Source organism: Collimonas sp. NPDC087041 (genome assembly GCF_044745265.1).
Lineage (GTDB): Bacteria > Pseudomonadota > Gammaproteobacteria > Burkholderiales > Burkholderiaceae_D > Collimonas.
Window position 1 is genome coordinate 69,302 of the sequence record NZ_JBIUZX010000004.1, and the last position, 13,581, is coordinate 82,882.

Annotated in this window: 12 protein-coding genes; 3 read left to right on the forward strand and 9 right to left on the reverse strand. The window is 57.9% G+C overall.

From position 1 onward, the window contains the following. Window positions 1-67: 67 nt before the first annotated feature. The 8 genes from lhpH to ACIPF8_RS08680 all read right to left on the reverse strand — a co-directional run bounded on the left by lhpH (window position 68) and on the right by ACIPF8_RS08680 (window position 8,247). Window positions 68-1,078, reverse strand: a complete 1,011-nt coding sequence (lhpH, locus tag ACIPF8_RS08645) for a trans-3-hydroxy-L-proline dehydratase (RefSeq protein WP_400419650.1) — start codon at window positions 1,076-1,078, stop codon at window positions 68-70. Between the two features lie 225 nt (window positions 1,079-1,303). Next, the gene (locus ACIPF8_RS08650; RefSeq protein ID WP_400419651.1) at window positions 1,304-2,431 is read right to left on the reverse strand and encodes a branched-chain amino acid ABC transporter substrate-binding protein; all 1,128 of its coding nucleotides are present in this window, start codon (window positions 2,429-2,431) and stop codon (window positions 1,304-1,306) included. Between the two features lie 298 nt (window positions 2,432-2,729). Next, the gene (locus ACIPF8_RS08655; RefSeq protein WP_400419654.1) at window positions 2,730-3,272 is read right to left on the reverse strand and encodes a heme-binding protein; all 543 of its coding nucleotides are present in this window, start codon (window positions 3,270-3,272) and stop codon (window positions 2,730-2,732) included. A 286-nt stretch (window positions 3,273-3,558) separates the two neighbouring features. Then, complete coding sequence (locus ACIPF8_RS08660; protein ID WP_400419655.1) at window positions 3,559-4,383, reverse strand: transporter substrate-binding domain-containing protein; 825 nt, start codon at window positions 4,381-4,383, stop codon at window positions 3,559-3,561. Window positions 4,384-4,392: 9 nt separating this feature from the next. Then, entirely contained in the window at window positions 4,393-5,166 is a 774-nt protein-coding gene (locus ACIPF8_RS08665; RefSeq protein WP_061534299.1) for an ABC transporter permease, read from the reverse strand. 176 nt (window positions 5,167-5,342) lie between these two features. Next, window positions 5,343-6,344 (reverse strand): ABC transporter substrate-binding protein, encoded by a 1,002-nt coding sequence (locus ACIPF8_RS08670; RefSeq protein WP_400419658.1) that lies wholly within the window; start codon window positions 6,342-6,344, stop codon window positions 5,343-5,345. After that, on the reverse strand, window positions 6,341-7,114 hold the full coding sequence (locus ACIPF8_RS08675; protein ID WP_400419660.1) for an ABC transporter ATP-binding protein: 774 nt from the start codon (window positions 7,112-7,114) through the stop codon (window positions 6,341-6,343). Before ACIPF8_RS08675 ends, ACIPF8_RS08670 begins: the two co-directional genes overlap by 4 nt. Before the next feature lie 206 nt (window positions 7,115-7,320). Next, entirely contained in the window at window positions 7,321-8,247 is a 927-nt protein-coding gene (locus tag ACIPF8_RS08680) for an NAD(P)H-binding protein (protein ID WP_400419663.1), read from the reverse strand. 11 nt (window positions 8,248-8,258) lie between these two features. Here ACIPF8_RS08680 and ACIPF8_RS08685 point away from each other — a divergent pair, with 11 nt between their 5' ends. The 3 genes from ACIPF8_RS08685 (at window position 8,259) to ACIPF8_RS08695 (ending at window position 11,276) form a co-directional block, all read left to right on the forward strand. Next, the gene (locus ACIPF8_RS08685; protein WP_400419666.1) at window positions 8,259-9,284 is read left to right on the forward strand and encodes a CDP-6-deoxy-delta-3,4-glucoseen reductase; all 1,026 of its coding nucleotides are present in this window, start codon (window positions 8,259-8,261) and stop codon (window positions 9,282-9,284) included. Between the two features lie 278 nt (window positions 9,285-9,562). Further along, window positions 9,563-10,765, forward strand: a complete 1,203-nt coding sequence (locus ACIPF8_RS08690) for an acetylornithine transaminase (protein ID WP_400419667.1) — start codon at window positions 9,563-9,565, stop codon at window positions 10,763-10,765. 28 nt (window positions 10,766-10,793) lie between these two features. After that, complete coding sequence (locus ACIPF8_RS08695) at window positions 10,794-11,276, forward strand: C40 family peptidase (RefSeq protein WP_400419669.1); 483 nt, start codon at window positions 10,794-10,796, stop codon at window positions 11,274-11,276. A gap of 148 nt (window positions 11,277-11,424) precedes the next feature. Here ACIPF8_RS08695 and lpdA read toward each other — a convergent pair whose 3' ends face one another. Next, on the reverse strand, window positions 11,425-13,536 hold the full coding sequence (gene lpdA / locus ACIPF8_RS08700) for a dihydrolipoyl dehydrogenase (protein ID WP_400419672.1): 2,112 nt from the start codon (window positions 13,534-13,536) through the stop codon (window positions 11,425-11,427). Window positions 13,537-13,581: the final 45 nt, after the last annotated feature.

A 13,581-nucleotide genomic window follows, 5' to 3' on the forward strand; every position in this document is an offset into this window, starting at 1 on the left:
TTGAGGCGCCACCGCAGCGTGGCGACGTCCTATCTCCGTTCGACATTACGCTCAATCGGGTAACTGCTCAACGCAAGAAGAAACCTTGCGGGAAGGGATCGCTGTCTTCCAGCACCCACTGATTGAAGCCCATGATATGCGCATTGCCGGTGACTTCGGTAATCGCAGCGTCGAACTCGCCGACCTTCGCGGTCTCGATGACCTTTACCCGGAAACAGCTGCCGACGATGCTCTCGTTCACCAGCGTCTGGTTCAGGGCCAGTTTCCCGCGCAGGAACAATTGCGCAGCACGGCCCGAGGTGCCGGTGCCGGTTGGCGAGCGGTCCACTTCGCGATCGGCAAAGATGCAGACATTGGCCTGGTCCGCCGCCGGATCGTTCGGCGCGCCGTCGACAATGGTGCCGTACAGGCTGTCCAGCCCGGGTTCCAGCGGATGCTGGATCTTCACCTTGGCCTTGACCGCCTGCTTGGTTTCCGCGCCCAGCTGGATCAGGCTGCGCACTTGCTCCGGCTTGATCTGGACATTGGCCTGGTCGGCGTTCATGTAGTAGTAGAAGGCGCCACCGAAAACGATATCGCCGGTTACCTTGCCAAAACTTGCGGTCTCGACTTCAACATCGCGTTGGTAGATGAATGCCGGTACGTTGCGGAAGGTGACATCGCCGGCACGCTGGCCATCCCACTCGACCTGGGCTTCAATGAAACCGGCCGGCGTATCGAAGCCGATGCGCGTCAGCGGTACGGTGCGCTCAACGTGATTCAACTCCACCAGCACTTTGCCCAGCGCGATGATGCCGTGGCCGCACATGTCGCTGTAGCCTTCGTTGTGGATGAAGATCACGCCAAAATCGGCCGCCGCAGTAGTTGGCGGCAGCAAATACGCGCCGTACATGTCGGCATGACCGCGCGGCTCGTTCATCAGGAACTGGCGCAAGTCGTCGCGCTGCTCCTTGAGCCAGCTGCGGCGTTCCAGGATCGTCTTGCCGGGAACTGGCGGCAAACCGGAAATCACGATGCGCAGCGGTTCGCCGCCGGTGTGTGCATCGACCGTATGGATTGTGCGTGTGTAACTTAGCATGGGATTTTTTTGTGAAAAGTAACGAGGTAAATTATCGACCTGCGTTTTGAAATGCATAGGCTGGGCACTGCTGCCCGCGAGGAGCGTGAGTCGCACTGGCTCCGGCTATCACGGTAAGGATAGGCATGGGCAAAAGAACTTGCCCACCCTACTGACTCCATGAAGGAGCCCGGACCGGCCACAGAAAAAGGCCGGCTACGCTGACGCAACCGGCCCAGGTAATGCTTAGTAGCTGGTCAGCGCTTGTGGCGCGCCGTCCTTGAAGCGATACACCGTGACTGGCGATTGCTTCAAATCGTGGTTGGCGTCGAATTCATAAACACCGGCCACGCCCTTGTAGTGGATCTTTTCCATTGCAGGCAGATATTGCTTCGGCTCTACCGAATTGGCTTCCTTCATCGCCTGCGCAATCAGCATCATGCCGTCGTAGAACGATGCGGCATAAGTTTCTGCAGGACGGTTGTAACGCTTCTGGTAGTCAGTCGCGAAGGTTTTGCCGGAAGCCAGCTTGTCCAGCAACGCGCCGCCCTGGGTGCAATACACCTGGTCGGTAATTGCGTCGCCGCCCAGACGGCCCATTTCAGGTGCGCAGATACCGTCGCCGCCCAGCAGCAGAGTATTGACGCCCAGTTGCTTCATCTGACGCGTCATCGGGCCACCTTGTGGCGAGTAGCCGCCGTAGAAAATCGCGTCCGGTTTCTTCGACTTGATGGAGGTCAGGATAGCGGTGAAATCGGTTGCCTTGTCGTTGGTGAAATCGTTGCTGACGACCTGGATGCCGTTAGCCTTGGCGACTTTCGCAAACTCTTCCGCCAGACCTTGGCCGTAGGCTGTACGGTCATCGATGATCGAGACTTTCTTGATCTTCAGTTCCTTGGCTGCGTACAAGGCCATCTTGCCGCCCAGTTGGCTATCGCTGGCCGCTACGCGGAACACCGATTTGAAGCCTTGCAAAGTCACCTTCGGATTGGAAGCAACGGTGCCCATTACGATGCCAGCGTCGTTGTAGACGCGCGATGCAGGGATAGTCACGCCCGAGTTGTAAGGACCGACCACCGCCTTGACGCCCATGTCGACCAGCTTTTGCGCTACGCCGACGCCAGCACGCGGATCGGCCTGGTCATCTTCCATTTGCGCTTCAAACTTGATTTTCTTGCCGCCGATAACCAACCCTTGGCTATTCAGCTTGTCGATCGCCATGGCCAGACCGCCCTGGTTGTCGCGGCCTGCCGAAGCTTGAGGGCCGGTCAGCGGGCTGCTAAAGCCGATCTTTACTACTTGTGTCTCCTGCGCCATTGCGAGCGCTGGGAATGCTGCCAGCATAACCATCATCAGTTTGGTCCGTGCGTACATGGCTTTTCCTTTCGTCTGTCTTTAATAGTGTTTTTTTAATATCGGCACGCATCGTCGGGCGTGCGCGCCGGGAAGTCTCTTGCAGATCGAATCCTAGCAGGGACGCCGCCACATTAAATTCTTTTATGCGACGGCTTCCCCGTAGATTCGATGGCAAAATGATCCGATTCCTAGTTGATTTAAATTTTCCCTCATCTCACAAGAAAACAAACTGTTGGCGCACGGCATGCTGATGACGCAGGCCCCCCAGAGGAACTCTCCTGTATCGGCAAGCCTCATCAAGCGGCTGCTCAACTGCTTATTGACCACTAAGAAATTCATCGATCCCGGCTTGCGCAAAGCTGGCGTCTAGCTCTGGTGTGGCGCCGCTGATGCCAATACCTCCCAGGTGCATGCCCTCTTTAGTGATGATCGGCAGACCGCCTTCAAGCAGCAGGAATCCTGGAATGGAACCGTATGGGTTGCCCGGGAGTTTGGCGCTTCTTTCCGCCAAAGTTTTTGTCGATACGGGGAAGCGGGCTGCAGTCGAAGCCTTCATCTGAGACACCTCGATACTGCCGGCACTCGTATCATCCATGCGGCGGAAGTACTTCAGGTTGCCATGCTGATCAACGATGCTGATGACTATCCGAAAATTTTTTGCCGATGCCGCGGCCTCTGCCGCATTCGCCATCTTTTGCGCCATCTCTAGCGTGATCGTGCTTTTTCCGTCATGACGACGCTGTACCTGATCCTGTTTTTCGGGCAATGGCCTTGATGTATCGCGCGAGCCCTCAGGCACTTGCGCGGCTGCGCTGCTACAAACAAGCAGAAGCCCAATCAGAGGGAAAAGAGATTTCATGTTGCTTCCTGTGAAAAATTATCAGCTCCCGGTGCGCTTCCTTTCTTGCGCCATCGGGCTTTGCTCAATCACGGAAACGCATCTTGCCACAAGCAACCTAGTGTTATCTGCCTATGCCCGATGAGCCAATGCAGTCCGCGAGTGTGGGTAGCAACCCACAACATATTGCAATATACACAATATATGCCGCGAGGATAAAAGATTTACCAAAGCGATCTGCGAAGGTTCAGCAGCGTTACGCAAGACAAATAACGGATTATTAAGAGGTCCTGGTGACCAAGAGGTACTAGTGACAATCCGGAACGTTCTGCTCCAGATAGACTTCGAAGGCGACATCGTTGATCCACCTTTTGCGATTGCCGGCCCAGTAACCGTTGCCGCTCCACTCCCGCGATAGTTGCTGCAGGTAGTCGCCGAGGTCTGTATCTGCGGGCCTGACCGCGAAGGTCAATACGGCCGGATTGGCCTCAAGCGGCAGGCTGGCGGAAAATTTCTTCCACTCAGGCAGCTCGAGCAAGCCGTTCAACACGGCGTCGTCATGGACGGCAGCGTCGCAGGCGCCGGTCCTGAGCGCCAGCAAGGCGTCAGCCGGCGCCTTGTACATTTTCTCGCGCGCGCCATATTGCGCCGCCAGTGTGCCGACATATGCACCACCTGCCGCCACGCACAAGGTGCGCCCCTTGAGTTGCGCCACGCGTTTGATGTCGGTATCGCTGCGCATGATCAGCTTGGGGCGTGATTGATAAGCGGTAGGCAAAAGCCGAGCGGACGAAGCCAACGCATCGGCATCGTCTTTCTTCAAATTCAGCAGCAGCACGTCGACCTTCTGTTGCGCCAACAACTGCTGCCGATTTTTTGCCGTCACCTTGAGCATCACCAGACGGACGCCAAGCCGCTTTGCCAGCTCGGCTGCGACGGTACTGTCAAAATTTTCGGGGGTACGGTACTTCGCGCCAGCCGTGTACTCCGGCACCACATAGCCGACGCCGACCACCAACTTGCCGCGCTGCCTGATCTGCTCCAGCGTGCCAGCGGTAGCGGTCATTTGCAGCGCGCAAGCCAGCAGCAGCAGTGCTACGGCTTGGCGGAAGAATAATGACGGCGCGTTCATGGCAGCGGCTCAGACGTACTGGTAACGCAATACCCGATGCTTCAGGTTTTCCAGGATTACCTGATCGATCAAGGCAGCCAAAATGGCGATGGCGAGAATATTCGTCATCACGCCGACCATGTCGGCGGTTTCCCCGGCATAGGCCAGGGTGCGCCCCAATCCCTTGCCGAAACCAATCAGCATTTCCGCCGAAATCAATGCGCGCCAGGCATTACCGAACGCCAGCTGGGCGCCGGTAATCAGCTCCGGCATCACTGCCGGCAGATAAACCCGCTTCAGCATTTCCCAACGTGAAGCGCCCATCACGCGCGCCGCCGATACGTGCACCTGCTGCACGCTTTCAGTCGCATTCATGACGCTCAGCGCTGCCGGGAAAAATGCCGCGAGCGCCACCACCACCATGATCGGCAGATTGCCGAAGCCCATCAGTATCAGGAACAGCGGCACCCAGGCAATCGACGGAATCGATTGCAGGATGATGATGGCCGACTTCAATACTTCACGGAAGAAAAACAGCACCGCACCGATCAGGCCGAAGCCGATGCCGAACAACATCGCCGCTGCATAACCACCGCCGAGCCGGGTCAGGCTGCCCCACAATGCAGTACGAAATTCCGGCGTCTGCACTTCCTGCCACAAGCGTCCCAGCACCGGCAATACGCCCGGCATCAGGAAGTCAGGCAAGGACCACGCCGCGACCTGCCACAACAGAAAAATCAGCAGGATAGCCAGCAACATGGCGAGTTTTTTGCGGTAACCGACTAGTCGGCTTTGAGTACTCATAGATGAACCAGGACAATTCGTATTGATTGAAAAAATCGCGCTAAACAAGAGCAAAGAGCGCGTAAGTAATTCTGAAATGATGGTCTAGCCAACCCCGTCATTCCCGCGAACGCGGGAATCCATTTTCATGATCCTACTCAGTAACTTGGGTCCCGGCGTTGGCGGGGACGACATGCTCAAAGCTTGCGATCTTTCTGCCAATCCAGATCGATGATCGCATTGACGTTGAACGGCTTGCCGTCGCGCGTTTTCAATGAACCTTGTTCTTGCAGGATGTTGGCCAGTTCCTGCATCCGCGCCAGTTCCTTGGGTGTCAACGCGGCGCTGAAAGTCTGGCTCTTGATGGCATCGCGGATCACGGTTTCGCGCGGCAGGTCGCCCTGCTTCAGCGTCTTCAGGGTTGGATCGGCAATGAAGTAAGCGGCGATCAGCTTGGACGCTGCGCTCGGATCTTTTTGCAGCAGATCGATTGCTTCACGTTGCGCGTCCAGCGACTTCCACACCGCGTCGCGGCGTTTCGCCAACGTTTCGCCGGAGGTAATCACCACCATGCACGGGAAAGGCCAGACTTCGCCGACCTCGTAGATTTGTTTGACCGGCGCCACCAGTTTGGCAATGCTGGCCTGCGGTTCGAACAGGAAGGCCGCGTCGACGCGCTTGCCGACCAGCGACTGCACCGCCACTTGTGGACTGACGCCGAGGATATTGACATCGTCAGCTTTCAGGCCGGCGTTCTTCAGCGTCACGCCCTTGAGCACGGTGTCGGCAGTGCTGCCTTCAGCCTGCGACGCCAGCGTATGTCCCTTCAACCCGGCGACATCCTTGATGCCGCTGTCCTCACGCACCACGATTGCATGGTAACCATGCTGGGCGCCCGCCACCACTTTCAGATCGGCGCCTTTGGAAGCCCACGCTGCAGCATTGGTGAAACCCAGCACGCCACTGTCGAGCTGGCCGCCGACGATGGCCTTGATCAGGTCAGTGCCGGATTTGAATTCGATCAGTTCGACATCCAGCCCGTGCTTCTTGTAGAAGCCGCCTTCATACGCTGCGATCGCCTGCGCATCGTCCATCACGCGCAGATAGCCGATCTTGAATTTTTCATTGGCGGACGCTGTCCCTGTCAGCGACAGCAACAACGCCGGAATCAGTAACAACGGCTTCAAATTGAATTTCATGCTGCAACTCCCTCTAGTTTTTTTGTGAATTCATCCTGCTCGGCATGAATCCCGAGCAGGCAAAGAATTTCCCGGCGAATCGCGGCAAATTCGGAAAGATCGTGGGTCTTTTCGTGGTGATTCAGATTGAATTCGCGCAGCACCTTGGCCGGGCGCGGGCTGAATACCAGGATACGGTCAGCCAGGAACAAGGCTTCGTCGACATCGTGCGTCACCAGCAGCACGGTCGGCCGCTCTTCCCGGATCAGTTGCCGCAACGAGTCTTGCAAGGTCATGCGCGTCAACGCATCGAGCGCGCCGAACGGCTCGTCCAGCAACAGCACTTTCGGCTTGGTGATGAATGCGCGCGCCAGCGCCGCGCGTTGCCGCATGCCGCCGGAAACCTGATGCGGGAAATACGCCTCAAAACCTTGCAGGCTGACCTTGGCCAGCCAGTCGCGCGCCTGCTTGCGCGCATCGGCCTTGCCGACCTTTTGCAGTTCCAGCGCCAACGCCACGTTCGCTTCCAGCGTCAGCCACGGATACAGCGCGTTCTCCTGGAACATCAGCATGCGTTCCGGATGCGGTCCTTTGATTTGCTTGCCATCGGCCAGCACCGCGCCGCTGGTGGGCGAACCCAAACCAGCAGCCAAATGCAACAGCGTCGATTTGCCGCAGCCCGACGGGCCGACCAGTGCGACCAATTCACCCTCTTCAATCTCGCGACTGAAATCGTCGATGACCGGCAGGCCAGAGAATTCCTTATTGATTTGCTTAAAAGATAACTTCATCGGGAGCTGGCGGCCTTTGCAATGTTCTGCGCTGCGATTTTCTGTTGGACAGCCCGCTATCGACGATCTGCAGCGGACATAGTTGGCAAGCGTATATAAAGTGGATTTTTTATTTACTTTTCACTTTATCGGTCAACATTCCGCCTTACAACAACTTATAACTTCTATGCTTATGCGAAAAACAGATATAGAAATGCCGCCTTGTATCATTCCTGACTGGTAGCCAAACCCGCCGCCATCACAGGCAACGCCGTCTGCACATCCGGATAACGCAAACGCACGCCCAGTTCCGACTTGATGCGCAGGTTTTGCAGGCGGCGCGACTCGGACATGAAAGACAGCAGCATCGGCGAAACCTGCTGCGCCAGCTCAGCACGCGGCAGCCGGGGCGGCGGCGGCAACGCGAACGCCTGCGCCACCAGGTCGAAATAATCGGCCATTTTCAACTGCGAATCGTCGCTGGCGTGGTAAATACGCAACGGCGAAGCCCTGAAAATCGCGGCAACAATAATCCGCGCCAGGTCGTCGGCATGGATGTGATTGGTGTACACGTCATCAGCAGCGAGCAAGGCCGGCGTCGCCTTCTGCAGTCGCTCCAGAGGCAAGCGGTCAGGAGCATAAATCCCCGGCACCCGCAGGATCGCCAGGTTGCCGCCACGACGCCGGGCCCAATGCCGCAGCACCTGCTCAGCATCGACACGGCGCTTGGCGCGCGCATTGTGCGGACTCAGCAACCGCGTTTCGTCGATCAGTGCACCGCCGCAGTCGCCATAGACGCCAGTGGTGCTGATGTAAACAAGCGTGGTCCGCTCAGGTAAAATAGCGGCCAGGTTGCGGGTGCGCCGGTCTTTTTCCCCCGCAGACTGCGGCGGCGCCAGATGCACAACAATGTTTGCCAGGCGCGCCAATCGCGCCAATGTTGCCGGTTGATCAAGATCAGCCACCAGCGGAACCGCTCCGGCTGCGCGCAGTTCAGCGCAACGAGCGGGCTGGCTGGTTACCGCGAATATCCGGAAATAGGGTTTCAGCAAAGGCAGCAGGCGTAGTCCAACATCGCCACACCCAAGAATCAACAGGCGCGGCTTGCCAAACCGGGCAAGCCGGACGTCATGGTTTTGTTTAATATTTTTCATTACAGGATTGTATGAGTTTCCAGATAACTGTTCAGCCTAGTGGCCGCCAATTTAGTTGCGACGAAGGCGAAACCATTCTCAACGCCGCAATACGCGCCGGCGTCGGCCTGCCGTACGGCTGCAAGAATGGCGCTTGCAGCTCCTGCAAGGGCAAGCTGGTGGACGGCAGCATTACGCACGGCGCGCATCAGGAAAAAGCCCTGCCAGTGAAGGAAGAGGAACTCGGTTTCGCCCTGTTTTGCTGCGCTACGCCGCATTCAGACGTCACCATCGAAGCGCGCGAAGTGGCCGGCGTCGGCGAATTCCCGGTGCGCAAGATGCCAACCCGCGTCGCCAAGATCGACAAGGTCGCCGACGACGTCATCATACTGTCGCTGCAGCTGCCCGCCAACGAACGCCTGCAATACCTGGCCGGCCAATACGTCGAATTCATGCTGCGCGACGGCAAACGCCGCAGCTACAGCATGGCCAATGCGCCTTACAAGGACGATTTCCTGACCTTGCATATCCGCCATATGCCCGGCGGCCTGTTTACCGACCAGGTGTTCGGCAGCATGAAGGAACGCGACATCCTGCGCCTGGAAGGGCCGCTCGGCACTTTCTTCCTGCGCGAAGATTCTGACAAGCCGATGGTGTTGCTGGCTTCCGGCACCGGCTTCGCGCCGATCAAGGCGCTGGTCGAACAAGTTATCCATACCGAATCGCAGCGGCCGATCACCCTGTACTGGGGCGGCCGCCGCCCGCAAGACCTGTACATGATGGCCTTGTGCGAAGAATGGGCAGCCACGCTGCCGAACTTCAAGTTCGTGCCGGTGATTTCGAATGCCCAGGCCGAAGACCAATGGCAAGGCCGTACCGGCTTTGTGCACCAGGCCGTCATCGACGATCTTCCAGATCTGTCCGCCTACCAGGTCTATGCCTGCGGCGCACCGATCGTGGTGGAATCGGCACAGCGCGATTTCGTCGCCCTGTGCAAACTGCCGGCCGAGGAGTTTTATGCCGATTCGTTTACTTCCGAGGCGGATCTGGCTCAGTAAGGCCCTAGGGCATGCCGCGCGTTCGTACTCCTAAATTAAATGCTAACAGGCCCTAGATGGGAACGTGTGACAACAACGACGCAAATATTTTTTGACGCACCACACAAAAGGTCCTAATATTTGCGTCATGAACATGATCAAGACATTGTTGCGACGCCATAGCCCATTGCCATTGCCAGGTAAGCCGTGCGTGTGACCGCTGTCTGATCACGAAGCCACAGGCGATGCCTGTGGTTTTTTTTTGCCCTTTTTTTGGAGTAACGAATATGGAGCACAGCGTGAAATTCAGCGAATACCCGGTCAACGACCTGATGTACATCACCAACCGCCCACCGCTGGTATTTGTGGAAGGCGACGGCATGTGGATGACGGATCACACTGGCAAGCGTTACCTGGACTATTTGCAGGGCTGGGCCGTCAATGCGCTGGGCCATTCGCCGCAGTGCATCCAGGATGCGCTGGTTGCACAGTCCAAGAAAATCCTCAATCCATCGCCGGCTTTCTTCAATGCGCCGTCGATCGAATTGGCCAACCTGCTGACCGCCAACTCCTGCTTCGACCGCGTATTCTTTGCCAACAGCGGCGCCGAAGCCAACGAAGGCGCGATCAAGCTGGCACGCAAATGGGGCAAGAAGAATCCGAACAAGGCCGGCCAGAACCGCTTTGAAATCATCACCTTCAACCACAGCTTCCACGGCCGGACATTGGCCACCATGTCGGCCAGCGGCAAGCCGGGCTGGGACACCATTTTTGCACCGCAAGTACCGGGCTTCCCGAAAGCGGAACTGAATGACCTGGCCAGCGTCGAAAACCTGATCAACGACAAGACCGTGGCAGTCATGCTGGAACCGGTCCAGGGTGAAAGCGGCGTGGTCCCGGCAACCCGCGAATTCATGCAAGCCTTGCGCGAGTTGACCAAGAAGCACGGCATCCTGCTGATCGTCGATGAAGTGCAATCCGGCATGGGCCGTACCGGCGAGCTGTTCGCTTATCAACTGTCAGGCATCGAGCCGGACATCATGACACTCGGCAAAGGCATTGGCGGCGGCGTACCGCTGGCGGCCTTGCTGGCGCGCGAAGAGATCGCGGTGTTCGAAGCCGGCGACCAGGGCGGCACCTACAACGGCAATCCGCTGATGACTGCGGTTGGCGTGGCCGTCATCAAGACCTTGCTGGAACCGGGCTTCCTGCAATCGGTCAAGGACAAGGGCGCCTACCTGAGCAGCGAATTGTTGAAACTTACTGCCAAGCACGGACTCGAAGGTGAGCGCGGCGAAGGCTTGTTGCGCGCGCTGAAACTGGGCAAGGATATCGGACCGCAAATCGTCGATATCGCGCGCGATCTGAATCCGGTCGGCTTGCTGCTGAACTCGCCGCGTCCAAACCTGCTGCGTTTCATGCCGTCGCTGAATGTAACGACTGCTGAAATCGATCAGATGATTGCAATGCTGTCGGATGTGCTGACCCAGCTGGAAAAATAAGCGGTATCAAGAAAGCGAAGGATGGCCGATGACGATTAGAAATTTCCTGGTTCTCTGCTGCGTGTTGTTGCTGGCCGCCTGCGGCGGCGTCAGTTCGGTTCGTCCCGGCTCGGCTGACAACACGCCAATCAGCGACAAGGGCAACGATATCGTCATCTATTCGCTTGGCCTGATCGACACCAACTACCGCTTCGGCGGCAAGAACCCGGAAGCCGGGCTCGACTGCAGCGGCATGGTCAGTTATGTGTACAAGCAGGCGGCCGGCCTCAAGGTCACCGGCAGCGCGGCCGACATCGCACGTCAAGGCCGTCCGATCACCAAGGCCGAGTTGCGGCCCGGCGACCTGGTTTTCTTCAACACCATGCACCGCGCGTTTTCCCACGTCGGCATCTACATTGGCGACGGCCGCTTCATCAATGCGCCGTCAACCAACGGCAAGGTGCGCATAGACCGTCTCGACAACAGCTATTATGCAGCGCGCTTTGAAGCGGTCCGCAGATACTTCGACTGATTGATTTCCAAAAATAAAAACGCCGCTCCGATGCAAACCGGAGCGGCGTTTTTTTGTATGGTGGGCACCTGTGCCCATGCGGAACACGCAAGCTCCGCAAATGGTTGATGCAGGCAACACGTGGGCACAATGTGCCCACCCTACTTCTTTATTTCTTCTTTGGAATGAACAAGTCGGTGATCGTGCCCAAGCCCATTTCAGCCGCAAACATCGGCGTTTCCGACAACGTCGGGTGAGCATGGATGGTCAGCGCCAGATCTTCCAGATCCGCGCCCATTTCCATCGCCAGCACGGTTTCCGCCAACAACTCGCCGGCATTCACGCCAACGATACCGGCGCCGATGATGCGCTTGGTGCTTGGATCCCACAACAGCTTGGTCATGCCGTCGTCACGACCCATCGCCAATGCACGGCCGCTTGCCGCCCACGGGAAATTGGCTTTTTCAAACGGAATGCCCTTGGCCTTGGCTTCGGTTTCGGTCAGGCCCATCCATGCAATTTCCGGATCGGTGTAAGCCACCGACGGAATTGTCATTGCATCGAATTCCACCTTGTGGCCGGCGATCACTTCCGCCGCCACCTTGGCTTCGTTGGTAGCCTTGTGCGCCAGCATCGGATCGCCGCAGATATCGCCGATCGCGAAGATGTGCGGCACGTTGGTGCGCTGCTGCTTGTTGGCCGGGATGAAGCCGCGTTCGTTGACAATGACGCCAGCCTTCTCGGCGGCGATTTCCTTGCCGTTCGGACGACGGCCCACGGCCACCAGCACCATGTCATACAGTTGCGGTTCCGGTGCTGCCGGCGAGCTGCTGTCGGCGCCTTCAAAGGTTGCGCGCAGGCCTTCTTTCAAGGCTTCCAGCTTGGTGACCTTGGTCTTCAAGTGGATCGCTTCGTAGCGCTTTTCGATGCGCTTCTGCAGCGGCTTGACGACATCGCGGTCGGCGGCAGGAATCAGGCCGTCGGCGAATTCGACCACGGTCACCTTGGAACCCAGCGCGTCATAGACGCAAGCCATTTCGAGGCCGATGATGCCGCCGCCGATGACCAGCAGTTTCTTCGGAATCTGACGCAGTTCCAGCGCGCCGGTGGAATCGATCAGGCGTGGATCGTCGTAAGGGAAACCAGGGATTTTCGCGACCGAAGAACCGGCTGCAATAATCGCGTTCTTGAAGCCGACCACCTTCGGACCATCCGCGGTTGCCACGGTGATCGTGTTGGCCGAGCTGAACTCGCCCTTGCCGGTCAGCACTTGCACTTTGCGCGCCTTGGCCAGGCCGGACAAACCGCCGGTCAGTTTCTTGATGACGCTTTCTTTCCAGCCGCGCAAGGCATCGATATCGATTTCCGGAGCCGACATCTTGACGCCGAAATGCGCCATTTCTTCCGCTTCGGTGATGACCTTGGCTGCATGCAGCAAGGCCTTGGATGGAATACAGCCAACGTTCAGGCAAACCCCGCCCAGGCTAGGATAGCGCTCGATCATGACCACGCTCTGGCCAAGGTCGGCCGCGCGGAAAGCCGCAGTGTAACCGCCAGGACCGGCGCCCAGGACTACGGTATCGCACTCGACATCGACCTTGCCGGCATAGCTGGCGGCAGCAGGTGCCGCAACCGCCGGCGCTGCTGCAGGTGCAGGGGCCGCTGCTGCAGCGGCTGGCGCAGCAGCGCTGGTGGTTTCCAGCAGCACGACCACTGAACCTTCGCTGACCTTGTCGCCAACCTTGACTTTGACTTCCTTGATGACGCCGGCCTGGCTTGATGGAATTTCCATGCTGGCCTTGTCCGACTCAACCGTGATCAACGACTGATCCACCTTGACCGTATCGCCAACCTTGACCATCAGTTCGATGACATCGACTTCCTTGACGTCGCCGATATCCGGCACCTTGATTTCAATCGTGCTGGCGACGCCAGCAGCGGCAGGCGCGGCCGGTGCTGCAGCTGGCGCAGCCGCCGGGGCAGGTGCAGATGCAGATGCAGCCGCCGCAGGCGCAGCAGCCGGAGCCGGAGCCGCAGCGGCGCCCGCTGCTTCCACTACCAGCACCAGCGAACCTTCGCTGACCTTGTCGCCGACCTTGACCTTGATTTCCTTGATGACGCCGGCCTGGCTCGATGGAATCTCCATGCTGGCCTTGTCCGATTCGACCGTGATCAGGGACTGGTCAACCTTGACCGTATCGCCCACCTTGACCATCACTTCAATGACTTCGACTTCCTTGACGTCGCCGATATCCGGGACCTTGACTTCAACCATACTCATAACATTCGCTCCATTCTCAATCTTCCGAGAAATTAATTGGTTTAG

Bases quoted from the DNA above. Each gene is read 5' to 3' on its own strand.
- ACIPF8_RS08670 (WP_400419658.1), bottom strand. From the start codon at position 6,344: ATGAAATTCAATTTGAAGCCGTTGTTACTGATTCCGGCGTTGTTGCTG.
- lpdA (WP_400419672.1), bottom strand. From the start codon at position 13,536: ATGAGTATGGTTGAAGTCAAGGTCCCGGATATCGGCGACGTCAAGGAA.
- ACIPF8_RS08660 (WP_400419655.1), bottom strand. From the start codon at position 4,383: ATGAACGCGCCGTCATTATTCTTCCGCCAAGCCGTAGCACTGCTGCTG.
- lhpH (WP_400419650.1), bottom strand. From the start codon at position 1,078: ATGCTAAGTTACACACGCACAATCCATACGGTCGATGCACACACCGGC.
- ACIPF8_RS08680 (WP_400419663.1), bottom strand. From the start codon at position 8,247: ATGAAAAATATTAAACAAAACCATGACGTCCGGCTTGCCCGGTTTGGC.
- ACIPF8_RS08655 (WP_400419654.1), bottom strand. From the start codon at position 3,272: ATGAAATCTCTTTTCCCTCTGATTGGGCTTCTGCTTGTTTGTAGCAGC.
- ACIPF8_RS08665 (WP_061534299.1), bottom strand. From the start codon at position 5,166: ATGAGTACTCAAAGCCGACTAGTCGGTTACCGCAAAAAACTCGCCATG.
- ACIPF8_RS08650 (WP_400419651.1), bottom strand. From the start codon at position 2,431: ATGTACGCACGGACCAAACTGATGATGGTTATGCTGGCAGCATTCCCA.
- ACIPF8_RS08675 (WP_400419660.1), bottom strand. From the start codon at position 7,114: ATGAAGTTATCTTTTAAGCAAATCAATAAGGAATTCTCTGGCCTGCCG.
- ACIPF8_RS08685 (WP_400419666.1), top strand. From the start codon at position 8,259: ATGAGTTTCCAGATAACTGTTCAGCCTAGTGGCCGCCAATTTAGTTGC.
- ACIPF8_RS08695 (WP_400419669.1), top strand. From the start codon at position 10,794: ATGACGATTAGAAATTTCCTGGTTCTCTGCTGCGTGTTGTTGCTGGCC.